The sequence below is a fragment of the Arthrobacter sp. NQ7 genome (genome assembly GCF_029581595.2).
GTDB lineage: Bacteria > Actinomycetota > Actinomycetes > Actinomycetales > Micrococcaceae > Arthrobacter > Arthrobacter phenanthrenivorans_B.
The window spans coordinates 116,974-138,093 of sequence record NZ_JARFXU020000011.1 but is presented as its reverse complement, the minus strand read 5'-3'; the positions used below and the strand labels follow the sequence as shown (position 1 = coordinate 138,093).

General features: G+C 66.5%; 25 protein-coding genes. 15 read left to right on the top strand and 10 right to left on the bottom strand.

What is annotated here, in order from left to right:
- The first annotated feature begins 140 nt into the window (after positions 1 to 140).
- Genes PUN71_RS13365 through PUN71_RS13345 form a run of 5 tightly spaced genes read left to right on the top strand, consistent with a single transcriptional unit; the run spans position 141 to position 2,398 of the window.
- Positions 141 to 590, top strand: coding sequence for an Asp23/Gls24 family envelope stress response protein (locus tag PUN71_RS13365; RefSeq protein ID WP_277798806.1), 450 nt, complete (start codon positions 141 to 143; stop codon positions 588 to 590).
- Positions 587 to 778, top strand: coding sequence for a hypothetical protein (locus PUN71_RS13360; RefSeq protein WP_043451259.1), 192 nt, complete (start codon positions 587 to 589; stop codon positions 776 to 778). The genes PUN71_RS13365 and PUN71_RS13360 overlap by 4 nt, the downstream gene beginning before the upstream one ends.
- Positions 775 to 1,155 carry a hypothetical protein gene (locus PUN71_RS13355; RefSeq protein WP_277798805.1) on the top strand — a complete coding sequence of 127 codons (381 nt, stop codon included), beginning with the start codon at positions 775 to 777 and terminating at the stop codon, positions 1,153 to 1,155. The genes PUN71_RS13360 and PUN71_RS13355 overlap by 4 nt, the downstream gene beginning before the upstream one ends.
- Positions 1,152 to 1,790, top strand: a complete 639-nt coding sequence (locus PUN71_RS13350) for an Asp23/Gls24 family envelope stress response protein (RefSeq protein WP_277798804.1) — start codon at positions 1,152 to 1,154, stop codon at positions 1,788 to 1,790. Before PUN71_RS13355 ends, PUN71_RS13350 begins: the two co-directional genes overlap by 4 nt.
- Positions 1,787 to 2,398, top strand: coding sequence for a hypothetical protein (locus PUN71_RS13345; RefSeq protein WP_277798803.1), 612 nt, complete (start codon positions 1,787 to 1,789; stop codon positions 2,396 to 2,398). The genes PUN71_RS13350 and PUN71_RS13345 overlap by 4 nt, the downstream gene beginning before the upstream one ends.
- A 42-nt stretch (positions 2,399 to 2,440) precedes the next feature.
- Here the strand turns inward: PUN71_RS13345 and PUN71_RS13340 are convergent, their stop codons facing one another.
- On the bottom strand, positions 2,441 to 4,303 hold the full coding sequence (locus PUN71_RS13340; protein ID WP_277798802.1) for a glycoside hydrolase family 13 protein: 1,863 nt from the start codon (positions 4,301 to 4,303) through the stop codon (positions 2,441 to 2,443).
- 140 nt (positions 4,304 to 4,443) lie between these two features.
- On the opposite strand from PUN71_RS13340, the gene PUN71_RS13335 reads away from it, so the two are divergent.
- The 5 genes from PUN71_RS13335 (at position 4,444) to PUN71_RS13315 (ending at position 9,129) form a co-directional block, all read left to right on the top strand.
- A complete protein-coding gene (locus PUN71_RS13335) occupies positions 4,444 to 5,733 on the top strand; it encodes an ABC transporter substrate-binding protein (protein WP_043451249.1) in 1,290 nt (429 codons plus the stop codon).
- A gap of 7 nt (positions 5,734 to 5,740) precedes the next feature.
- Complete coding sequence (locus tag PUN71_RS13330; protein ID WP_043451247.1) at positions 5,741 to 6,778, top strand: carbohydrate ABC transporter permease; 1,038 nt, start codon at positions 5,741 to 5,743, stop codon at positions 6,776 to 6,778.
- On the top strand, positions 6,775 to 7,674 hold the full coding sequence (locus tag PUN71_RS13325) for a carbohydrate ABC transporter permease (protein ID WP_043451246.1): 900 nt from the start codon (positions 6,775 to 6,777) through the stop codon (positions 7,672 to 7,674). The genes PUN71_RS13330 and PUN71_RS13325 overlap by 4 nt, the downstream gene beginning before the upstream one ends.
- Positions 7,671 to 7,919 carry a hypothetical protein gene (locus PUN71_RS13320; protein ID WP_277798801.1) on the top strand — a complete coding sequence of 83 codons (249 nt, stop codon included), beginning with the start codon at positions 7,671 to 7,673 and terminating at the stop codon, positions 7,917 to 7,919. Before PUN71_RS13325 ends, PUN71_RS13320 begins: the two co-directional genes overlap by 4 nt.
- Positions 7,920 to 8,076: 157 nt before the next feature.
- Positions 8,077 to 9,129, top strand: a complete 1,053-nt coding sequence (locus PUN71_RS13315) for a LacI family DNA-binding transcriptional regulator (RefSeq protein WP_043451240.1) — start codon at positions 8,077 to 8,079, stop codon at positions 9,127 to 9,129.
- Between the two features lie 50 nt (positions 9,130 to 9,179).
- Here PUN71_RS13315 and PUN71_RS13310 read toward each other — a convergent pair whose 3' ends face one another.
- Positions 9,180 to 10,070, bottom strand: a complete 891-nt coding sequence (locus PUN71_RS13310) for a DUF8083 family protein (protein WP_277798800.1) — start codon at positions 10,068 to 10,070, stop codon at positions 9,180 to 9,182.
- 34 nt (positions 10,071 to 10,104) lie between these two features.
- Entirely contained in the window at positions 10,105 to 10,911 is an 807-nt protein-coding gene (locus PUN71_RS13305) for an exodeoxyribonuclease III (RefSeq protein ID WP_043451238.1), read from the bottom strand.
- A gap of 161 nt (positions 10,912 to 11,072) precedes the next feature.
- Between PUN71_RS13305 and PUN71_RS13300 the strand changes: the two genes are divergently transcribed.
- From PUN71_RS13300 to PUN71_RS13285, 4 genes are all read left to right on the top strand, one after another.
- A complete protein-coding gene (locus tag PUN71_RS13300; RefSeq protein ID WP_277798799.1) occupies positions 11,073 to 12,239 on the top strand; it encodes an enoyl-CoA hydratase/isomerase family protein in 1,167 nt (388 codons plus the stop codon).
- Positions 12,232 to 13,257 (top strand): 3-hydroxyisobutyrate dehydrogenase, encoded by a 1,026-nt coding sequence (gene mmsB / locus PUN71_RS13295; RefSeq protein ID WP_277798798.1) that lies wholly within the window; start codon positions 12,232 to 12,234, stop codon positions 13,255 to 13,257. Before PUN71_RS13300 ends, mmsB begins: the two co-directional genes overlap by 8 nt.
- Positions 13,254 to 14,030 carry an enoyl-CoA hydratase gene (locus tag PUN71_RS13290; protein WP_277798797.1) on the top strand — a complete coding sequence of 259 codons (777 nt, stop codon included), beginning with the start codon at positions 13,254 to 13,256 and terminating at the stop codon, positions 14,028 to 14,030. Before mmsB ends, PUN71_RS13290 begins: the two co-directional genes overlap by 4 nt.
- Positions 14,031 to 14,145: 115 nt before the next feature.
- Positions 14,146 to 14,829, top strand: coding sequence for a DedA family protein (locus tag PUN71_RS13285; RefSeq protein ID WP_277798796.1), 684 nt, complete (start codon positions 14,146 to 14,148; stop codon positions 14,827 to 14,829).
- Here PUN71_RS13285 and PUN71_RS13280 read toward each other — a convergent pair.
- The 5 genes from PUN71_RS13280 to PUN71_RS13260 all read right to left on the bottom strand — a co-directional run bounded on the left by PUN71_RS13280 (position 14,826) and on the right by PUN71_RS13260 (position 18,319).
- Positions 14,826 to 15,620: a MerR family transcriptional regulator gene (locus PUN71_RS13280; RefSeq protein ID WP_277798795.1), complete on the bottom strand. Its 795-nt coding sequence runs from the start codon at positions 15,618 to 15,620 to the stop codon at positions 14,826 to 14,828. The two genes, PUN71_RS13285 and PUN71_RS13280, sit on opposite strands and share 4 nt — an antisense overlap.
- Before the next feature lie 53 nt (positions 15,621 to 15,673).
- Positions 15,674 to 16,009: a hypothetical protein gene (locus PUN71_RS13275; protein WP_277798794.1), complete on the bottom strand. Its 336-nt coding sequence runs from the start codon at positions 16,007 to 16,009 to the stop codon at positions 15,674 to 15,676.
- A gap of 121 nt (positions 16,010 to 16,130) precedes the next feature.
- Positions 16,131 to 16,334 carry a cold-shock protein gene (locus PUN71_RS13270; RefSeq protein WP_009357211.1) on the bottom strand — a complete coding sequence of 68 codons (204 nt, stop codon included), beginning with the start codon at positions 16,332 to 16,334 and terminating at the stop codon, positions 16,131 to 16,133.
- Between the two features lie 132 nt (positions 16,335 to 16,466).
- Entirely contained in the window at positions 16,467 to 17,093 is a 627-nt protein-coding gene (locus PUN71_RS13265; protein WP_277798793.1) for a response regulator, read from the bottom strand.
- A complete protein-coding gene (locus PUN71_RS13260) occupies positions 17,090 to 18,319 on the bottom strand; it encodes a sensor histidine kinase (protein ID WP_277798792.1) in 1,230 nt (409 codons plus the stop codon). Before PUN71_RS13260 ends, PUN71_RS13265 begins: the two co-directional genes overlap by 4 nt.
- A 193-nt stretch (positions 18,320 to 18,512) precedes the next feature.
- Here PUN71_RS13260 and PUN71_RS13255 point away from each other — a divergent pair, with 193 nt between their 5' ends.
- Positions 18,513 to 19,085, top strand: a complete 573-nt coding sequence (locus PUN71_RS13255; protein ID WP_277798791.1) for a GlcG/HbpS family heme-binding protein — start codon at positions 18,513 to 18,515, stop codon at positions 19,083 to 19,085.
- A 171-nt stretch (positions 19,086 to 19,256) separates the two neighbouring features.
- On the opposite strand, the gene PUN71_RS13250 is transcribed toward PUN71_RS13255, so the two are convergent.
- On the bottom strand, positions 19,257 to 20,450 hold the full coding sequence (locus PUN71_RS13250; protein ID WP_277798790.1) for an acetyl-CoA acetyltransferase: 1,194 nt from the start codon (positions 20,448 to 20,450) through the stop codon (positions 19,257 to 19,259).
- Positions 20,447 to 21,118 (bottom strand): CoA transferase subunit B, encoded by a 672-nt coding sequence (locus PUN71_RS13245; protein WP_277798789.1) that lies wholly within the window; start codon positions 21,116 to 21,118, stop codon positions 20,447 to 20,449. The genes PUN71_RS13250 and PUN71_RS13245 overlap by 4 nt, the downstream gene beginning before the upstream one ends.
- Positions 21,119 to 21,120 lie beyond the last annotated feature (2 nt).

Here is a 21,120-nt window from a genome sequence, read left to right as displayed (position 1 = left end):
CGGCACCGCTCAGGCGGGAATGTCCTTGGGGGCGTTCCCGCCTGGGCCCTTTAAGCAAGGCCTGTCGGCGGACCGTGGGGATTCCGGCACAACGCCCCGGGCTGGGGATAGGGTGGAAACAACAGAAGGGGGAGTGCCTGATGGAATACCAGAACCCACAGCCTGTAGTGCCAAGCCGCCCTGCCGCAAGCCCGGCTCCGGGTCCGGGCCGGACAATTATCTCCGAGACCGCCGTGGCGAAGGTGGCGGGAATCGCAGCCCGGTCAGTTCCCGGCGTCTACTCTTTGGGTTCGGGCCCGTCCCGGGCCCTTGGGGCCATCCGTGACGCAGTGGGGAGTTCCGACCACGCCGCGGGCGTCCACGCAGAAGTGGGCGAAACGCAGGTCGCCGTCGACATCACTTTGGTGGCAAGCTACGGAACGCCCCTGCACGCGCTGGCGAACGACGTCCGCGCCGCTGTCTACCGCGCGGTGGAGGAACTGGTGGGGCTTCAGGTGATCGAAGTGAATGTGGAGATTACCGACGTCTACGTGCCGCCGCCGGTTAAGACCACCGCCCCCGCCGGGCCCGAGCGGGAGGCGCTGCTGTGAGCCTCACCGTCGCGGGCACCGCCCTGGGCGCATTCGTGGCGTTCATGTCCCTCCAGTTCGGTCTCTGGGGCTTCCTTGTCTCCCTGCTCTTCATGGCCATCGGAGCCCTGCTGGGGCGTGCCGCGGAAGGAAAACTGGACCTGCGCGGCGTCTTCGATGCCATCACCGGCCGGCGCTCGTCCTCATGACATCGCCCGCGCCCGTTGTGCGTGGGCAGGCGCTCAGCGGCCATAACCGGATCAGCACCCAGGCGTTGACCAGCCTGGCCAGGGCTGCCGCCGCCGAGGCGCTTGGCGTCGACGCCGAGGATGTGCGGGCAGACTGGACGGACGACGACGGCCTGCTGGCTTTGTCCCTCGTCGCACCCATCAGCATCCCGCCTTTGCAGTCAGTGCTGGGGGACCCGGGACGCGTTAAGGCAAGCGGCGGCTCCATCCGGGACCGGGCCGTGAAGGCCAAGGAAAGCATCCTGGCAACAGTTTCGGAGCTGAGCGGTTCCCGGTTGAGCCGGGTGGACATCCGCATCAGCGGAACACGGATCAGCGCAGGAGGGCGGGTTCAGTGAGCAGCAGCGTGGAAGACCGCCGGACGGAAAGCGGTTCGCAAAGAGGCAACGGACCCGACATGCGCAGGATCCTCTACCGCGAGACCCATTCCTCCCGGGCCGCCGTATCGGTCGCCGCCGCCGTCCTGGTCCTCGTGCTGGCCGCCTATGGCGTCCTCGAGTCTGGGGTCCATGCCCTGGGCCAGCCGGCGTGGCTGATCGAACCACAGGTGGCAGCGCAGCGCATCGTGGACCTCCCGGCCGGCGTCCCGCCGCTGCTGCTGGCTGCAACCGGAGCCGTGCTCGCCATGGTGGGACTGATTTTCCTGCTCAACGGGATTCTGCCCGGCAAGCGCGCCCGCCACCTGCTGGCCACCGGACATGGCCCGGGCTCACCGGCCGTAGTGGTGGATGACGAGGTCATCGCCTCCTCGCTCGCTCGCCGGGCACGGCTGGCCGCCAACGTCACGCCGGAGCAGGTGATGGTGGTTGTTTCCCAGCGGCAGGTTCTGGTGAACGTCCGGCCCACCTCCGGGGTCCCCGTTGACCAGGACCGGGTCCTGGAAGCCGTCCGCGACGAACTGGAGCAGATGCTGCTGCAGCCGGCCCCGGTTCCCCGCGTCAACGTGGCGCCGTCAGGGGTGATCGGAGCATGAACAGTACACCGGCATTGCTCAACCGCGTTTTGCTCACCGTGCTGGGCCTGGTCCTGGTGGGAGCCGGCCTCCTGCTGGTACTGCTGGCAACCGTACCTCCGGTAGCACCCTGGTGGCACTCCTGGTCCGGCTGGGCCTGGGGCGGCATCAACCATCTCTTCGACGCAACACGGTTCCCGGGCCGGCCCGAAAGCTGGTTGTGGATCGTGGCGGCGCTGGTACTGCTGGCACTGATGGGGCTCATGGTGGCCTGGATCGCGCAGCAGGGCAAGGGCCGGTCAAATCTCCTGGTCGAGGAATATGATCCCGGCAACACCCCGGGCGATATCCGGATCGGGGGAGGGGTGGCAGAGCAGGCACTCAAGCATGCGCTGGAGGGCCGGCCGGACCTCGCGGGTGCCACGATAGCCACCTATGACGTCAAAGGTTCGCCCGCGTTGAAGGTCCGGCTCCTGCCGCGCCAGGGTGTGGCACCCCACCTGCTTGCTGCCGAGGTCTCGGAACTCATCACAGCACTGGAGTCCGTTGTGGGCGGGGAGATACCAGTCCTGGTGCATATAGGAGCGGGAGCACGGACGCGCTTCAGCCGGGCTGAGCGCGTCCGCTGAAGCTGAGCCCGTGGGGTGGGCGGGAAGCTGCCCCCGGCAGCCCTACAGATCGGCCCGCGCGGACGGGTTGCCCTGTAGATGCCCTTCGAGCTGTAGATGCCCTTCGAGCTGTAGATACACAGTGCAGTCCACGGGAACCTCACGCATTGCGGCCCATTCCACGGCGGGCTCCGGCCCGCTGGACATGACCACGGCATATCCCTCGGGAACGGGCGCGGAGGCGAAGCCCATATTGGACAGGACCACCACATTCCCGTTCCGGAAAACCAGCAACCCGCTGTCCGGAGCGTGTTCATCGGTCCATTCCACGGTGCCGCTGCCAAGGCGTTCCGCCGACCTGAACGCCAGCGCGCCCCGGTAGAGCTCCAGGGTTGACCCCTCCTCGCCCTTCTGCTGGTCGGCGGCCAACGGGCCAAAGCTTTCCGGCTGGGGCAGCCACGGCGCGGCTGCCTCCCCGGACCGGTCGCCGGAGAAACCGAAACCGGGCCGGTCAGCCACCCACGGCAGCGGAACGCGGCAGCCATCACGGCCGATCTCCGCGCCATGCGTCCGGAAGAACGTAGGGTCCTGCCTGGCGTCGTCGGGAAGGGTGGTGTGCTCCGGAAGCCCCAATTCCTCGCCCTGGTAAAGGTAGGCGGATCCCGGCAGCGCCAGCGCCACCAAGGTAGCGGCGCGGGCCCGGGCCAGGCCAAGGGCCGCATCCGGTTGTTCGTCGCCGGGCCCGATGCCCTTGGGGAACGTGGTGGGGTCTTTGAGTCCGAACCGGCTGGTATGCCGCACGGTGTCGTGGTTGCTGAGTACCCAGGTCGGCGGCGCCCCGACGGATGCTGCCGCCACCAGGGAGGCATCAATGGCTTCGGCCATCCGTTCGGCGTCCCAGCCGGCCAGCAGGAAATCGAAATTGAAGGCCTGTTGCATCTCGTCCGGCCGGACGTACCTTGCCAGGCGTTCGGCGGGTTCCACCCAGGCTTCCGCCACCATCATCCGGTCGCCACCGTACTCCGCCAGGACCCGGTTCCAGTCCCGGTAGATGGCGTGGACACCGTCCTGGTCAAAGAAGGGCGACGGTGGATACATGGGCGAGACGGCCCGGTGCGGTTCCTCGGCGTCGGTGTGGGCATGGGGAGCATCTCCGGGCTGGAGGCTCTCCCGGGCCCGATGGGATGTTCCTTCCACCATGGCGGCCGCCCCATCCCAGTCAGGCAGTCCCTGTTCCTTCACCAGGCCGTGCGCAACATCCACCCGGAAGCCGTCCGCGCCACGGTCCAGCCAGAAGCGCAGCACGGAGCGCATCTCCTCCTGCACTTCCGGGTTCTCCCAGTTCAGGTCCGGCTGCTTGGTGTCGAAGAGGTGCAGGTACCACTGGCCGGGAGCCCCGTCGGCCTCCGTTATCCGGCTCCAGGCCGGGCCGCCGAAGATTGATTTCCAGTTGTTGGGTGCCACCTTGCCGTCACCGGACCCGGGTACCTCGTCCTTGCCCTCCCGGAAGATGTAGCGGTCCCGTTCCCGGCTGCCCGGCGCCGCCGCCAAAGCCTCCTGGAACCAGGCGTGTTCGTCCGAGGTGTGGTTGGGAACCAGGTCCACAATGACCTTCAGGCCGCGGCGGTGAGCTTCCTGCAACATCGAGTCGAAGTCCGCAAGGGACCCGAACAGGGGGTCCACCTGCCGGTAGTCTGCAACGTCGTACCCGCCGTCGGCCTGCGGCGACTTATAAAAAGGGGACAGCCACACAGCGTCCACTCCGAGCCGTTCAAGGTAGGCGAGCCGATCCATCACCCCGCGCAGGTCGCCCATCCCGTCCGCATTGCCGTCCGCAAAGGACCGTGGATAGATCTGGTATACGACGGCGTCCGCCCACCAGGCCGAATGCGCTGGACGGGGTGCAGGAACGGACGGGTCGGGCATTTGGTTCCCCTCTGATAACTTTTTGATGTAAACGCTTGCATTCCCGACAGCTACCTTACTAGTGTGATGGTCACCACATCAACCTCACCTAGCAAGCGCACTGTCGACTTACTTGTCACTCAGCGAGGAGCTTCAAGCTAATGAAAACCCCGAGATTCCTGCTTCCGGCTGCCACTGCCGGCATTCTGGCCCTTACGTTGTCCGCCTGCGGCGGAGGTGGAGGCGGCACCACGGGTGGAGGCGGAGGCAGCGACGCTGACGCCAATATGGATGCCCGCGGCCCGATCACCTTCGTGCAGGGCAAGGACAACAACAATGTGATCCGTCCCCTCATCGAGAAGTGGAATGCGGCTCACAAAGATGAGCAAGTCACCTTCAAGGAACAGACCGACCAGGCCGACCAGCAGCACGATGACCTGGTCCAGCACTTCCAGGCAAAGCAGTCCGACTACGATGTGACAGACGTGGACGTCGTCTGGACTGCGGAATTCGCAGCCAAGGGCTGGCTGCAGCCGCTGAAGGACAAGATGGCAATCGACACGAGTGCCATGCTCCCCGCCACGGTCCAGAGCGCTACCTACAAGGGCACCTTGTACGCAGCCCCGCGGACCTCAGATGGTGGCATCCTGTTCTACCGGAAGGACCTGGTCCCCAACCCGCCCAAGACCTGGGACGAGATGATGGGCATGTGCTCCATTGCCAAGCAGAACAACATCGGCTGCTACGCAGGCCAGTTCAGCAAGTACGAGGGCCTCACGGTGAACGCGTCCGAGGCCATCAACTCCGCCGGCGGTTCGGTCCTTAACAAGGACGGCAAGCCCAACCTGAACACCCCGGAGGCCAAAGCCGGGCTGGAGAACCTGGCCAAGGCCTATGCCGACGGCAACATCCCGAAAGAAGCCATCACCTACAAAGAAGAGGACAGCCGGCAGGCCTTCCAGAGCGGCAAGCTTCTCTTCCTGCGCAACTGGCCTTACGTCTACAGCCTGATGAGCACCGAAGGCTCCTCCGCTGTGAAGGACAAGTTCGGCATGACCGCCCTTCCGGGCAAGAGCGGCCCCGGCGCTTCCTCGCTGGGCGGCCACAACACCGCGATCAGCGTTTACTCCAAGCACAAGGCCACGGCGCTGGACTTCGTAAAGTTCCTGACCTCAGCCGAAAGCGAGAAGTTCTACGCAACCCAGGGCTCCCTGGCTCCAGTGCTCGGTTCGCTGTACACGGACCAGGAACTGGTTGGCAAACTGCCGTACCTGCCGGTCCTGAAGACCTCTATTGAGAATGCCGTGCCGCGTCCGGTCACACCTTTCTACCCGGCCGTCACCAAGGCAATCCAAGACAACGCATACTCCGCTATCAAGGGAGAAAAGACAGTGGAAACCGCACTTTCTGACATGCAGAAGTCCATCGAATCCGCCGGTGCGGGATCGTAGTTCTGCCATGGCAACCGAACTAGGCCCGACGCCGGTCAAGGCACCGGCGTCGGGCGGGACCCCCGTCCATCACGCGCCCAAGGGTGTAGGGGAAGACAACAGGATCGCCAGCCAGGGGCGCTGGGCATCCTGGCTGCTCGCCCCCACCATCATCGCTTTGGGCATCGTCATCGTTTACCCGATCATCAGTGCCATTGTCATGTCCTTCCAGAAGGATGCCGGCCTGGACCCCGCCACCGGCCTGTTCACCGCGGGCGGCCCTGCCGGCATCCAGAACTATGTGAACTGGCTGGCGCAGCAGTGTTCGTCGCCGGACGGTGGAACCGTAGCGTGCCCGCCCGGTACCCTGGGCGGCCAGTTCTGGTCCGCCACAGCCACCACGTTCTTCTTCACCGTCGTCACGGTGGCGTTCGAAACGGTCCTTGGCTTCTGGATGGCCATGATCATGGCCCGTGAATTCCGCGGCCGCAGCCTGGTCCGTGCCGCTGTCCTGGTGCCGTGGGCCATCCCCACGGCCGTCACCGCGAAGCTCTGGTTCTTCATCTTCGCGTTCGAAGGAATCGCCAACAAACTGTTCAACACCACCATCCTGTGGACGGGCAGCGAGTGGCCGGCCAAGTGGGCCGTGGTCATCGCGGACGTTTGGAAGACCACGCCGTTCATGGCGTTGCTGATCCTGGCAGGCCTGCAGATGATTCCGGCTGAGGTGTATGAGGCAGCAAAGGTGGACGGAACCTCGGCATGGCAGCGGTTCCGCCTGATCACCCTTCCGCTGGTCAAGCCGGCACTGATGGTGGCAATCCTGTTCCGTACCCTGGATGCGCTGCGCATGTTCGACCTGCCGTACATCCTCACCGGCGGTGCCAACAACACCACCACCTTGTCCATCCTGGTGATCAACCAGATCAGGCAAGGCTTCAACTCGGCGGCCGCGCTGTCCACCATCACCTTCATCATCATCTTCCTCGTCGCCTTCATCTTCGTCCGCTTCCTCGGCGCAAACGTGGTTGAACAAAGCGGCGCCACCGGAAAGGGGAAGAAATGACCACGGCAACAGCTGACGCCTCCGCGCTTCGTGCCCGGCAGGACAAGGGCCGCAAGGCTGCCCAGAACCGCGAGAAATGGGCTCAGGGCCGCACCTACATCAGTGCCGCGATCATCCTGCTCTGGTGCCTGGCGCCGGCGTACTGGATGGTGGTTACCGCGTTCAGGGAAGTGGGCTTCACGTATGACACGTCGATCCTGCCCACCCACGTAACCCTGGACAACTTCAAGACCGCCTTTGACACGTCATTCGGCAACCGGTTCGGACAGGCACTGCTGAACAGCGTGTTCATCGGCGGCGTAGTGACCGTCGTGTCCCTGCTCATCGGCGTCTTCGCGGCCTACGCGCTGGCACGCCTGAACTTCCGGGGAAAATTCCTGGTGCTCGGCTTCATCCTGGGAGCGTCGATGTTCCCGGGCGTTGCGCTGATCACCCCGCTCTTCCAGCTGTTCACCAACATCGGCTGGATGGGCACCTACCAGGCGCTGATTATCCCGAACATCTCCTTTGTGCTCCCGCTGACGGTCTACACCATGACCTCGTTCTTCCGGGAAATGCCGTGGGAACTGGAGGAATCTGCCCGCGTTGACGGCTGCACCCAGGGACAGGCCTTCCGCAAGGTCATCATGCCGCTGGCCGCGCCGGCAATCTTCACCACCGCAATCCTGGCGTTCATTTCCTCCTGGAATGAGTTCCTGATTGCCAGCCAGCTGTCCAGCGACGCAACGCAGCCGGTCACGGTGGCCATTGCCAACTTCGCCGGCGCCCAGCCCAACCAGATCCCGTACACGGCCATCATGGCCGCGGGCACCATCGTCACCATTCCGCTGGTGATCCTGGTGCTGGTCTTCCAGCGCAAGATTGTTGCCGGCCTCACGGCAGGTGCAGTCAAGTGACGGACCACGGTTCCCGCCCCCGGACCCCGGGGGCGGGAGGCCGCAGCCGTCTGATCCGTTCGGGTGAGGACTTTGACATCGTCATCGGCTTCCTTGCCTTCTGGGCACTTGTCCTGCTGGTAGTTACCGTCTGGATGGAAGTCACTGCCCAGCCGGCGCTTGGCTGGGCGCTGGGCCTGCTCGCCACCCTGCTGGCGCTGTACGGCATGGTGCGGCTGCGGCGGAAACTTCCGGCCCGCAGGTAGCAGCGCAGCCGAACGCATCAGCGCAGCGCCGCACTTCCCCGTTGCCCGCACCTGCCGGGTTATCACTGACCGGCCGCTCAATGGGAAGATGCATGGTTTGGGGGTGAACGCAGGGCCGGCCGGCCCTACGTCGAAAAGGAGTTGAAGAGGGGACACGGTGGCACGCACAACTGAAAGGTCTCAAAGGGGCGGCCATAACGGCGTCAGCATTGAGGATGTGGCCGCAGCCGCCGGAGTTTCAACCGCAACTGTGTCCCGGGCCGTGCGTGGGTTGCCCCGGGTTTCGCCCGCCACCCGGGAAAAGATCCTCGAGGTGGCGGGAGCCCTGGGCTATGTCGCCTCTTCCTCGGCCTCCGGGCTGGCCACCGGGCGCACCAAGACGATTGGGGTCCTGGCGCCGTTCGTCAGCCGCTGGTTCTTTTCCAAAGCCATTGAAGGCGCCGACCGCGAGCTGCATGCCCGGCACTACAACCTTTCACTGTTCAATCTTGGCGGCCACGGCAGCAACCGTGAGCGGCTCTTCAGCAAGACCATGGTCTACAAGCAGATCGATGCCCTGCTGGTCTTGTGTATGGCGCTGAGCCACGACGAAATCGAACACCTGCAGAAGATCGACATCCCCCTGGTGGTGGTGGGCGGGCACGTGGAGGAATGCCCCTACATCGGCATCGACGACTACGCGGCAGCCTCAACGGCCGTGCGGCACCTCATCGATTTGGGGCACAAGGACATCGCCCTCCTGCACGGCGACGACGAGACCGACCTGAATTTCGACGTTCCCCGGGTGCGTATTTTGGCGTTCAAGGACGTAATGGCGGCCGCCGGCCTGCCAACCCGCCCCGAATGGGACGAATGGGGCGATTTCACTGTTCGCAGCGGCCAGGAAGCCTTCCGCCGCCTGTGGTCCCGGCCTGGCCGGAAACCAACGGCAATCTTCTGCGCCTCCGATGAAATGGCCATGGGCGTCATCTTCGAAGCCCACCGCATGGGCGTGGACGTTCCCGGGGAGCTGTCCGTGGTGGGCATTGACAACCATGACTTCGCCGACGCCATGGGCCTTACCACGGTGGGGCAACGACCTGACGAGCAGGCCGAACTGGCCACCAAAATGCTTCTGGACGAACTCGACGGCGACATTGGGTCCGTGCACTCCGCCGTGGCACCGCATGAACTGATTGTCCGGCGCACCACCGCGCCTCCACGGAACTGAAGCACCCGGCAGTACCTGAAGCCGGATTAGCCTTCAGGACGTGACAGGCGTCAGGACGCGCGGGCCAGCTGCCGGATGGGAATCCAGCGCGAGGCAAGCCGGCGGTAGGCGGCCGCGGCACCGGTCATGTCACCCTCCGCCAGGCACTCGATGCCCAGCCGGATATCCATGGGCGATTCGTCCGGGTAGACCTTGTCCGCCACGGCGCCGTAGTCCAGTTCCACCATGGAATTCACGTGGAACAGCTCAAGCCATTCCGTCAACTGCGCCAGGTCGTCAAGCATGTCCAGGTCCGGCGCCGCAAGCGCCAGGTTGGCCACGGCGTAGCGGGCCCTTTCCAGGGCATCCGTAATGGGCGCCCACACACGGACCGTGAGGATCCGTCCCCCGGCTTCCACCACGTCCTTGCGGTCCGATTCCATGAACAAGGAGAACCAGCTGAACGGTATGCCCCACGTGGACGCGCGGGTATGCACCCGGATGGAGCCGTCCCGCGCCTTAACCAGGTCGATCCGTTCCTGGTGCCGGTCACGCTGTTCCTCCGGGATCAGCAGCTCGGCGAGCGGGCCGTGGATACCCTCCATGAGGGCGTTGGCAGCGAGCCCGGCCCGCAGGACAAGCTGGCTGGGGCAGTACAGCAGCTCCGGGCCGCTGCCGGCGTCGGCGCCGTCGCCGGCCGCACCACCTTCAGGTTCGGGGGCGGTGGTGACACGCACCAGGTCGGTTCGTCCCGTGGGGAAGGGATCGCCGCCGGAACGTGTGATGCGTCCCAGCGAGGCCAGCAGTTCGGCGTTTTCGACGGCGGCCCGTGACACCGCCCGCGCGCCGGCCGCCTTGATGGCGGCGCGCTGTTCCTCCGGAAAGGCTTCCAGGGGTTCGTAGACCCGGAGCGTGGAGGAGAACGGCAGGCCGGCCTGGCCCCGGTAGAGGTTTCCCGTCATTACGGTCTCCTTGCTTGGGTCCAGGGTGCAGTCATCAGTCCGCCAGTTCCACCAGTACGGGAGCGTGGTCCGAGGCACCCTTGCCCTTGCGTTCCTCGCGGTCGATCGAGGCGCCGGTGACGCGCGCGGCCAGGGCGGGGGAGGCCAGGACGAAGTCGATCCGCATGCCTTCCTTCTTGGGGAACCGCAGCTGCGTGTAGTCCCAGTAGGTGTAGACGCCGGGTCCCGGCGTGTACGGGCGGACGACGTCCGTGAATCCCGCGGTTTCGAAGGCATGGAACGCCTCCCGCTCCGGTGGGCTGACATGGGTGGCCCGGTTCCTGATGAAAAGGTCGATGTCCCAGACATCTTCGTCGAACGGTGCGATGTTCCAGTCACCCATCAGGGCCACCTGCGCCTGGGGATTGTCCGTGACCAGGGACTGGGCATGGGTCTTCAGGCTTTCCAGCCACTTGAGCTTGTACGGCATGTGTTCATCGTCCAGGGAACGCCCGTTGGGGACGTACAGGCTCCAGACGCGGATGCCGGCGCAGGTGGCGGCCATGGCCCGTGCCTCCTGGACGGGATCCTTGCCGGCCTTGCCGAACGAGGGCTGGTCCAGGAAGGTCCGCTCCACATCCTCGAGCCCCACCCGGGATGCGATGGCCACGCCGTTCCACTGGTTCACGCCGAAATGCGCCACCTCGTAGCCCATCCGTTCAAACAGCTCCCACGGAAAGTTGTCGTCCTTGCACTTGGTCTCCTGGATGGCAAGGACGTCGCAGTCGCTGCGCTGAAGCCAGGCTTCAACACGGTCGGCACGGGCGCGGAGCGAATTCACATTCCAGGTAGCTATCTTCACGGTTCCTAACTTACCTTGGCAGCCGCTTGCGGGGTAAAGCCCGGAAAGGGGCGCGCCAGTGCGGCGGGTGGGGTTGGTTGGCGGCGGGAAGAGGCGGGTATATTCGCAGGCAGAATGACCTGGCTCACTCATCCGGCCACCATGCGAAGGAGCACCAGCCGATGACCGCACCCACGGGCACCACCGACCACAGCGATGCAGGGAGCGGAGGCGCCGACGTGCTCTTCGAGCAGCGCGGAGGGCTGGGTGTGATCACCTTGAACCGGCCCCGGTCCGTCAATGCGCTCACTTCCGGGATGGTGGACCTGCTCCTGCGGCAGCTCCTTGCCTGGGCGGACGACGACCGTGTAGCTGCCGTCCTGGTGCAGGGCGCGGGCGATCGGGGCCTGTGCGCGGGTGGGGACATCGTGGCCATTTACAAAGACATGCTGCACGGCGGGGCAGGGAAAGGGACCGGGGCAGGGAAAGGCGCCGGGGCGGGGGCAGGGACGGCCGGCTTCTGGCAGGTCGAGTACCGCCTCAACTCGCTGATTGCACGCTACCCGAAGCCCTACATTGCCCTGATGGACGGGCTGGTCCTGGGCGGTGGGGTTGGAATTTCCGCGCACGGGAGCCTGCGTGTGGTCACCGAACGGACCCGGATGGGGATGCCGGAGACCACCATCGGATTCGCTCCCGACGTCGGCGGGACCTACCTGCTGTCCCGCGCACCTGGCGAAACGGGAACCCATGCAGCCCTGACGGGGGCACACCTGGGCGCCGGGGACGCCCTGTTCCTGGGCCTCGCGGACCACTTCGTTCCGTCCCCCGACCTGCCCGGCCTGGCGGCGGCGCTGGTGGACCAAAGCCCGGAAGGCGCCGTCGCCCGTTTCGCCTCGGAGGCCCCTGCCTCCGTCCTCGCCGGGCAGCGGGAATGGATCGACGCCTGCTACGCCAGTGACGAAGCGGAGGACATCGTGGCCCGGCTCCGGGGCTGGTCCGGTCCCGGCCGGGAAGAAGCCGCAGAAGCGGCGGACACGATCGAGGCCAAGTCCCCCACCTCGGTCAAAGTGACCCTGGCGGCCCTCCGCCGTGCTGCGCACTTGACGTTGGACGAAGTGCTGGCCCAGGAGTACCGGGCCGGGATCCGTTTCCTGGCCGGGCCTGATTTTCGTGAGGGAATCCGTGCCCAGGTGGTGGACAAGGACAGGAATCCGCAATGGAAACCTGCCTCCCTGGCGGAGGTTACCCCCCTCCAGGTGGACAGGTTCTTCCAGCCCCTGGACGGCGGGGAACTGGACCTGCAGCCACAGGAGGAACTGCAGGCAAGGGAGCAGGACCATGCCTGAGAACATGCGCGTGGCCTTCCTTGGCCTGGGACATATGGGCGGCCCCATGGCCCTGAACCTGGTCCGGGCGGGACACCTGGTCACCGGATTCGACGTGGTGCCCGCAGCCCGCCAGGCCGCACAGACGCAAGGGGTGCCGGTGTCGGCGACGGCCGTTGACGCCGTGGCCGGCGCCGATGTTGTCCTGACGATGTTTCCCAGCGGCCGCCACGTCCTGGACGCTTACCGGGGCGCTGAACGTCCCGGGCTGCCGCCGGAAGCCGGGCTCCTGGCAGCGGCACCGCCGGGAACCATGTTCCTTGACTGCTCCACCATCAATGTGGACGAGGCCAGGGAAGCCGCCCGGCTGGCCATCGAAGCAGGCCACCGGTCCGTCGATGCGCCCGTCTCCGGCGGCGTGGTGGGAGCCGAAGCAGGCACGCTGACCTTCATGGCCGGCGGGGACGAGGCGGACTTTGCCGCGGTGCGGCCTCTTTTGGATGTCATGGGCAAACGGGTGGTCCACTGCGGCGGGCATGGCGCCGGGCAGGCGGCCAAAATCTGCAACAACCTCATCCTGGGCGTCTCAATGATCGCCGTCAGCGAGGCTTTTGTCCTGGGCGAAGAGCTCGGCCTGACCCACCAGGCCCTGTTCGACGTCGCGTCCGCCGCGTCCGGCCAGTGCTGGGCCCTGACCACCAATTGCCCCGTGCCCGGCCCCGTCCCCGCCAGCCCCGCCAACAGGGACTACCAACCGGGGTTTGCCTCCACGCTCATGGCCAAGGACCTCAACCTGGCCGTCAACGCCCTCCACAGCACGGGGGTGGCCGGGCAGATGGGGCCGCTCGCCGCCCGAATCTACGATAGGTTCGTCGCGGAGGGCGGCGCCGACCGCGACTTCTCCGCCATCATCACGGACATCCGCGGCGCCTCCCGGCACCACCCGGTGGACGGGACAGCGGGGGAGCCGGCTGGCGGGGAGCTGCCGGGCGCAGGGCGCAGAACCACGACAGCACACGACGACGGGAGTCCCGAATGACGGAGTACGCCAACATCCTGGTGGAGCAGCAGGGCCGGGTCGGGCTGGTGACGCTCAACCGGCCCTCGGCACTGAACGCCCTGAACAAGGCCACGATGGATGAGGTGGTGGACGCTGTCACAGCCATGGATTCCGATCCCGGCGTGGGCGCCGTGGTGATCACCGGCTCCGGCAAGGCGTTCGCGGCCGGAGCCGACATCAAGGAAATGGCGGACCAAGGATACATGGAGATGTACACGGCGGACTGGTTCCGCGGCTGGGAGAACCTTACCCGCCTGCGCATTCCCACCATCGCGGCGGTCTCCGGTTTTGCCTTGGGCGGCGGCTGCGAACTGGCCATGATGTGCGACATCATCATCGCCGGCGACAACGCAAAATTCGGCCAGCCGGAAATCAACCTTGCCGTGATCCCGGGCATGGGCGGCTCCCAGCGGCTCACCCGTGCCGTGGGCAAAGCGAAGGCCATGGACATGATCCTGACGGGCAGGTTCATCGATGCGGAGGAAGCGGACCGGTGCGGCCTGGTGTCGCGCGTCGTCCCCGCTGCCGAGGTGGTGTCCGAAGCACTCAAGGTGGCGGAGGTGATCGCCGGAAAATCGAAGCCTGCGGCAATGGCAGCGAAAGAGGCCGTTAATGCCGCTTTCGAGACCGGCCTTGCCCAGGGCGTGCTGTTCGAACGCCGGCTGTTCCACTCCCTGTTTGCCACCGAGGACCAAAAGGAAGGCATGGCTGCGTTCAGCGAAAAACGGCAGCCGGAATTCAAGCACCGGTAGCTTCCCGCCTTCGCCCGTCCGGCGGGGGCGGGAAGGCGCCGGTGCGCCGGCCCCGTAAGGTAGACATCACGGGCCATCAGGCGGATACGGCAGGCAGCGGAAACGGGACGGGCGTATGTGGACAATCATGGCCGGTGCAGCCAGCCCCACCGAGGGGCTTACGGGCATCGTGGGCTTCGCGGCGCGGGCCATCGATACTTTGGGTGAATGGGGCGTTGGCGGCTTCACCCTCGCGGAAACCGTGGTGCCTCCCATCCCCAGCGAGGTGATCCTCCCGCTGGCCGGCTACCTCGCCAAGCAGGGCTCGCTGAATCTCTTCCTTGTCTTTGCCACCAGCACCCTGGGCGCCTACCTGGGAGCGTTGCTGCTCTATTGGCTGGGGGCAAGACTCGGCCTCGAACGGTCCATCCGATGGCTCTCCAAACTGCCGCTGGTGGACAGGGAAGACTTTGAGCATGCGGCGGGCTGGTTCCGCCGGCACGGCAAATCCTCCATCTTCTTTGGCCGCCTGCTGCCGGGAGTGCGCAGCCTGATCTCCCTCCCTGCAGGGGCGGCGGCCATGCCCCTGGCAACCTTCACCCTCTTCACCCTCGCCGGCAGCGGTCTGTGGAACGGCGCCCTGGTGGGCCTGGGCTACCTCCTGGGCACCCAGTACCAGCTGATCGAGCAGTATTCACGTTTCCTGAACTATGCCGTCTATGCCGCGCTCGCCGTTGCCCTTGTCCTGCTCATCATCCGGCGGACCAGGAGGGCCAAGGCCAAGCGGACGGAAACCGAGCGGGCCGGTTCCAACTCCTAGTTTCCGTCCTGCAGGTGCATCTCCACGTAACTGCGGAGGGCGGCGCGAACGAAGGAAGCCCCCTCCGTGCCGCCGTAGTTGGCGGCGAAGCGCTGGTCCGCCACGTACATGTCCGCCAGCCCGAGGACGTATCCCTTGAGGTCCCCACCGGCGGTGGCGGCGGGGGTTCCCGGAATGGACTTCAGCCACTCGACGTGCCGCCGGGCCAGGTCCTGGGCCCTGGACCCATCCGGGGCAACCCCTGCCGTGGCGGCCGCAATCCAGTCCCTGCCCAGGTTCTCGGCCCTGGACTTCCACTCACGCTTTTCCGCGTCGTCCTTGCTGCGCCACCACGCGTCGGACGCGGCGTAGGCGTCCTTGCCCCAGCGTTCCTCGACCTCGTCCTTGTACTGCGTGTGGTCGAAGCCGTCAAACATGTCCTCTGCCATCAGTTGGCCTCCTTTCCTTACCGTTTCGATGGTTTTCCGCACCGACTGCGCCTGCAGCGCCAGCCGCTGCTGTTCCTGGCCAAGCCATTCAAGGTGGCGGGTGAGCGCCTCCACAGGATCTGCCTGGCGGTGGAAGACCTCCGCGATGGCCTCCAGGCCCAGGCCCAGCCCACGCAGCAAAAGGATGCGCTGCAGCTGGAGGAGGGCGGCGCCGTCGTAGTAGCGGTATCCGTTGATGCCTACCCGGCTTGGTTTTAGCAGGCCGACGTCGTCATAGTGCCGCAGGGTGCGGCTGGTAGTACCGGCAATCCGGGCTATGTCCTGGATGGACCAGTCCCTGGCGGCCCCTTGGGTGTCTTCCATGTTCCGAGACTAGAGGTTGACGCAGCGTCAAGGTCAAGGGCTCTTGAGGATCTTCAGGGGGCCTTCCGGCCGCGCTTGCTCCGGTGCCGGGCCTGGGCCACCAGGCGGGTGAATGCGTAGACGAAGACTGCCTCGAACAGCACCATGAGTCCCGCGAGCACCCACTGCTGCCGGCTGATGAAGACGATGCACCCGGTCAGGGCCAGGACGGTTCCCAGGGCCAGCGCGTAGATGGCAAAGCCGACGGCCACCCGGGCGCTGCGCACGCCGGTGCGGAAACCGAATCCGTAGGGCTCGCCGCCCGGCTGCCCGGGCACGCGGTCGGGCACTGCGGGGCCAAGGGCGTCGAACTCCTCCCACGGGTCCCTGTCCTGGTCCTGGCCGGTCATGGATCAATTATCCCAAACCCGAAACCGCGGCATCATGCCGCAGAAAAAAGCAGCGGCCCCGCCAACCGTGTTGGAGGGACCGCTGAATGGGGTCCGGCTGCTGCCGGAGGCCGCCGAAGACTTAGAGCGGGCGGATGTTCTCTGCCTGCGGGCCCTTGGGGCCCTGGGTCACATCGAATTCGACCTTCTGGTTCTCGTCCAGTGAGCGGTAGCCGCTGGTGGCGATTGCCGAGTAGTGGGCGAATACGTCAGCGGACCCGTCATCGGGGGCAATGAAGCCAAAACCCTTTTCGGCGTTGAACCATTTAACTGTGCCTGTTGCCATGGCTGCATTCCTTCATGTGACTCTGATTCTCTCCCCGGGGAACGTCCCGGAGTGCGCGGGAGTTAGTCCCCCGCAGTCCCCAACGTACGGGGCGCAGGGCGCCGGTGCAAGGGTAGGCGGCATAATGTGCCGTTACCGCATCCCTTCGCGCCGGATTGCGGTGGCAATGGCGGCCGCCCGGGAGTCCACTCCGAGCTTGGAATAGATGTGTGCCAGATGGGTTTTGACGGTGGCCTCGGAGATGAAAAGCCGCTGGCCGAGCTCGCGGTTGCTCAGGCCTTCGGTCAGCAGGCTCAGCAGTTCCGCCTCCCGGGGCGTGAGGACTTCCTCGGGGTTGCGCAGCTGCTGGAACAGCCGTGACGCCACCGGCGGGCTCATCACGCTCCTGCCCTGCACCGCGCCCCTGATCGCGGCAAAGATCTCTTCCGGCGCCGCGTCCTTCAGCAGGTAGCCCATCGCTCCGGAATCCACGGCCCGGACAATATCGGCATCCGAATCGTAGGTGGTGAACACCAGGACCGCCTGCCCGCGACTGAGGTCCCGGATCTGCCTGATGGCTCCGATTCCGTCCATCCCCGGGCCCATCGCCAGGTCCATGACCACCACGTCCGGCGCGTGTTCGCGCACCAGCTGCAGCGCTTCCCCTCCGGATGACGCCTCAGCCACAACCTCCAGGTCAGGCTGGGTGCCGAGCAGCGCGCGCAGGCCGCTCCTGACCACCAGGTGGTCATCCACCAGCAGTACCCTGATGCCGCTCACCTGCCTCCCTCCACCGGAAGTTGCGCCGCCACGATCGTTCCTTCGCCGGGAGCGCTTTGCACCGAGAATGTGCCGCCCAGCTGCTCCACCCGCTGCCGCATGGCCCGCAGCCCGTAACCGCCGGCGGTCGACGGCGGGGCTGCCGCCGCCGGATCGAAGCCGGCGCCGTCGTCGTAGATGTCCAGGGTGACGGCGTCCGGAAGGTAGCCCAGTGTCAGTGCGGCCGCCGACGCTGAAGCATGCAGCGCGATATTGGAGGCCGCACTCTGCACCACCCTCAGCAAGGCATGCCGCACCTCCGGGGAAACCGGCGCCGCGCCGCCCGTCACCACCACGGTGGCTGCCGGCACGTACTGCCGGGCGGCCAGCAGCAGGGCGTCCGGCAACGGCGTTGATTCCAGCCCGGGGGAGGCCAGCTCGTGCACCAGGCTCCTGGTTTCGGCCAGGCTCCCGCGGAGCAGCGTGGTGGCATGGCGAAGACTGTCCCGCGCCGCCGCGCCTGGCCATTCGCGGTTCGCGGCTTCAAGCAGGAGCAGGCTGCTGGCCAGCCCCTGGGTGACGGTGTCATGGATTTCGCGCGACACCCGTTCCCGCTCGGCAATGGTGCCGGCGCGGCGTTCACTGGCCGCCAACTGTCCCTGCGCCAACGAAACTTCCGCGTGCAGCCGGCGCTGCTCCTCGGCGTCGTGCTGTATCCGGTCATAGATGAGCGTCAGCATGACGGCCACCGCCAGCGGTCCCAGCAACATGGCCACGTCGGTCCCGTTGCCCAGCCGGAACAGGCCAACGGCCGTGGCCAGGGTGATGGTGCCCGCCAGGATGTATGAGGCAGCTCCGCGCAGCGCGCTCCTGCACAGGAAGAAGAGGGCGAAGGAACACCACGCGAAGCTTGGCGCCGCCACCACCAGGGCCGCCCACACAGCCACCAATGCGACCACCCAGGTGACGCTGTGCCGGCCACGTGCCGACAGCAGGGCCACGACCGCGTACAGCAGGCTGGCGGCCGCGGCGAGTCCCAGCACCAGCACGTTGTCGGCCGGGGAGTGCCGCATGACGTACCGCACCACGGAAGCCACCAGGAGCACAGCGAAGCCCAGATGGACTGCGGCCTCGATCCTGCCCACCCGTCCCTGGACGGTGGGCGGTGCTGGAACGGGCCGGTCGCCGTTGCCGCCCGCGGCACCGGGTGCCGCTGGAGAGGGTGCTGTGGCGTCGGTGGCAGGCATGCGGAATCCGGATCTGGTGGTGGAAAGGGGTGCATTCCATGCTAGGGCTCTCAGGCCGGCTTTGCCTCAGCCTTTTGGCTGATACGGCTGGCCTTTCGGGTCAGCCAAGGCCAGCCGGACGCCCGATGCCCCGCCTGCTGTGGCCTTGAAGGATGGAAAGCGACACCAATCCACTCCAGCCGAAGGAAGCACCATGAAGAAGCCGCACAAAGTACTTACCGCCGCAGCAGCTGCAGCGATCCTTGCCACCGCGGGAGCCACCGCAGCCGCCAACGCCGGGACTGGCCGGGCGGACGCTGCGGAAGCACCCGCCGTCGTCCCCGCCGTTGACGTCCAGCCGGCACCGGAAACGGTGGTCCAGCAGAGCCGCATCACTGCCGGAGCGTCCGCCCAGGCCGTCACGGCAGCGCTCGCCACATGCCAGGCGGACAAATTGCCGTTCGTCACGGTGGCCGTCGTCGACCGCTTTGGCACGGTCCAGGCAGTGCTTCGGGGAGACAACGCCGCGGCCCACACCATTGAGGCCGCAAAGCAGAAGGCCTATACGGCTGCAGCCTTCGGCGCCCCCACCAGCGAACTGGCCAAACGCGTCAACGGCAACGGTCCCTCGATCGCCGACCTGCCGGGCACGCTGTTCCTTGCCGGTGGTGTCCCGCTGAAGGTCAACGGGGTTTCAGTGGCAGGCATTGGGGTGGGCGGTGCGCCCGATGGCGCCCTCGATGAAGCCTGCGCCACAGCGGGAGCCGAAGCCATCGCCGCTAAGTAGAGCGCCGCTAAGTAGGGCGCCACTAAGCAGGGCGCCGCCAGGTAGGCTGGAGCCGCCGCCGGGCCGCCCGTCGTGGGGCACTTTGGCGCGGACACGCCGCCCGCTACGGCCCCGGCGGGCGACGCCGGCCGGAACGTGCCCCCACGACGGCGGCGCCTCAGTCCCGGGAGATCACACCGCTTCCAGGATGCTGACGTAGTTGGCGATGCCCACGCCGCCCATATTCTGCACCGCGGCGCGGCGCGGGGCTGCCAGCTGCATGTCGCCGGCGGTGCCAGTGAGCTGCATGGCGGCCAGGACGTGCTGCGACACGCCGGTGGCGCCTACGGGGTGGCCCTTGGACTTGAGTCCGCCGGAGACGTTGACCGGCAGCTTTCCGTCCTTGTACACCCAGCCCTCCGTGAGGGCCCGGGCGCCCTGGCCGGGTTCGGTCAGGCCCATGGCCTCGTACATGATCAGTTCGGCGATGGTGAAGCAGTCATGGACTTCGGCGAGGTCGAGGTCTTCGAGCCCGACGCCGGCCATCGCCAGGGCGCGCTGCCACGAGACGCGGGTGGCTTCGAAAGCGGTGGGGTCGCGGCGTGCGGCGGGGAAGAAGTCGTTGGCCTGGCCAAAGCCGGCGAGCCGGACCGGGGAGGCGCTTCCGCCCGTGGGGGCGGTGGACAGCACGACGGCGGCTGCACCGTCCGAGACGGGGGAGCAGTCGGTGCGGCGCAGGGGATCGGCGACCATCGGGTTCTTGTCGGAGACGGTCCGGCAGAACTCCTCGCCGAGGTCCTTGCGGAGCTGGGCGTACGGGTTGTCCACGCCGTTGCGGTGGTTCTTCGCGGCGATGCTGCCCAGGATGTCGCCCAGGCTGCCCGCGGCGTCGTAGCGCTTGGCGTAGTGCTTGGCCACTTCGGCGAAGAGCCCGGTGAAGCCGGTGGTGGAGGGCTTGCCGGCCATGTCGTAGTCCGCGCCCAGCAGACCGGCGCCCACCACATCCGCTCCGGCGTGGGTCATCTTCTCCGCGCCGATGACCAAGACGGTTTTGGCGGTGCCCGCGAGCAGCGATTTCGTGCCCTGCTGGAACGCGGCGGAGCCCGAGGCGCAGGCGTTCTCCACCCGGGTAGACGGCACGTTGGCCAGCTCCGGGGAAACCTGCAATGCCAGGGAGGAAGGGAAGGCCAGCGGCATCATGCCGGAGTTGAACTGGCCCACATAGATCTCATCGACCTGGCCGGGCTCGATGCCGGCCGTCTTGATCGCATCCGTGGCCACCTGGACTATCAGGGATTCCAGGGTGTCGTCGGCGAGTTTGCCGAACCTGCTGTGTCCCCAGCCGGTGATCAGGACATCCTTGCCAAACTGTTCCTTCAGGCTCATGCCGCCACTTCCTTGTTCTCGAGCCGGACTTCGAAGCCGGCGCCGGTTTTCTCCAGGATTTCCTCCACGGTGACCCCCGGGGCCAGCCGGGTCAGCGTGAGCTGCCGCCCGCCGTCGTCCGTCTTGTGAAGGTCAAAAACGGCGAGGTCGCTGATGATCCTGTCCACGCAGCTGAGCCCGGTCAGCGGGAGGGTGCATTCGTGGACGATCTTGGCGGTGCCGTCCTTGGCGTTGTGCTCGGTGAGGACCACTACGCGCGGGGTTCCGGCCACCAGGTCCATGGCCCCGCCCATGCCCTTGACCATCTTGCCCGGGATGGTCCAGTTGGCCAGGTCGCCGTTGCCGGACACCTGCATGGCGCCCAGGATGGCAACCTTCACGTGACCGCCCCGGATCATGCCGAACGAGGTGGCGGAGTCGAAGATACTGCCGCCGGGCAGGACCGTGACGGTCTGCTTGCCGGCGTTGATCAGATCCGCGTCCTCCTCGCCCTCGTACGGGAAGGGGCCCATTCCGAGCAGCCCGTTCTCGCTCTGCAGCACCACCCGCACGCCGTCGGGCAGGTTGTTGGCCACCAGCGTGGGGATCCCGATCCCCAGGTTCACGTAGTCGCCGTCGTTCAATTCCTCGGCCGCGATCGCAGCCATTTCATCCCTGGTCCATCCCATGG

Bases quoted from the DNA above. Each gene is read 5' to 3' on its own strand.
- PUN71_RS13300 (WP_277798799.1), top strand. From the start codon at position 11,073: ATGACCGCACCCACGGGCACCACCGACCACAGCGATGCAGGGAGCGGA.
- PUN71_RS13340 (WP_277798802.1), bottom strand. From the start codon at position 4,303: ATGCCCGACCCGTCCGTTCCTGCACCCCGTCCAGCGCATTCGGCCTGG.
- PUN71_RS13290 (WP_277798797.1), top strand. From the start codon at position 13,254: ATGACGGAGTACGCCAACATCCTGGTGGAGCAGCAGGGCCGGGTCGGG.
- PUN71_RS13275 (WP_277798794.1), bottom strand. From the start codon at position 16,009: ATGACCGGCCAGGACCAGGACAGGGACCCGTGGGAGGAGTTCGACGCC.
- mmsB (WP_277798798.1), top strand. From the start codon at position 12,232: ATGCCTGAGAACATGCGCGTGGCCTTCCTTGGCCTGGGACATATGGGC.
- PUN71_RS13345 (WP_277798803.1), top strand. From the start codon at position 1,787: ATGAACAGTACACCGGCATTGCTCAACCGCGTTTTGCTCACCGTGCTG.
- PUN71_RS13270 (WP_009357211.1), bottom strand. From the start codon at position 16,334: ATGGCAACAGGCACAGTTAAATGGTTCAACGCCGAAAAGGGTTTTGGC.
- PUN71_RS13355 (WP_277798805.1), top strand. From the start codon at position 775: ATGACATCGCCCGCGCCCGTTGTGCGTGGGCAGGCGCTCAGCGGCCAT.
- PUN71_RS13280 (WP_277798795.1), bottom strand. From the start codon at position 15,620: ATGGAAGACACCCAAGGGGCCGCCAGGGACTGGTCCATCCAGGACATA.
- PUN71_RS13325 (WP_043451246.1), top strand. From the start codon at position 6,775: ATGACCACGGCAACAGCTGACGCCTCCGCGCTTCGTGCCCGGCAGGAC.
- PUN71_RS13335 (WP_043451249.1), top strand. From the start codon at position 4,444: ATGAAAACCCCGAGATTCCTGCTTCCGGCTGCCACTGCCGGCATTCTG.
- PUN71_RS13250 (WP_277798790.1), bottom strand. From the start codon at position 20,450: ATGAGCCTGAAGGAACAGTTTGGCAAGGATGTCCTGATCACCGGCTGG.
- PUN71_RS13260 (WP_277798792.1), bottom strand. From the start codon at position 18,319: ATGCCTGCCACCGACGCCACAGCACCCTCTCCAGCGGCACCCGGTGCC.
- PUN71_RS13330 (WP_043451247.1), top strand. From the start codon at position 5,741: ATGGCAACCGAACTAGGCCCGACGCCGGTCAAGGCACCGGCGTCGGGC.
- PUN71_RS13365 (WP_277798806.1), top strand. From the start codon at position 141: ATGGAATACCAGAACCCACAGCCTGTAGTGCCAAGCCGCCCTGCCGCA.
- PUN71_RS13310 (WP_277798800.1), bottom strand. From the start codon at position 10,070: ATGACGGGAAACCTCTACCGGGGCCAGGCCGGCCTGCCGTTCTCCTCC.
- PUN71_RS13285 (WP_277798796.1), top strand. From the start codon at position 14,146: ATGTGGACAATCATGGCCGGTGCAGCCAGCCCCACCGAGGGGCTTACG.
- PUN71_RS13255 (WP_277798791.1), top strand. From the start codon at position 18,513: ATGAAGAAGCCGCACAAAGTACTTACCGCCGCAGCAGCTGCAGCGATC.
- PUN71_RS13245 (WP_277798789.1), bottom strand. From the start codon at position 21,118: ATGGGATGGACCAGGGATGAAATGGCTGCGATCGCGGCCGAGGAATTG.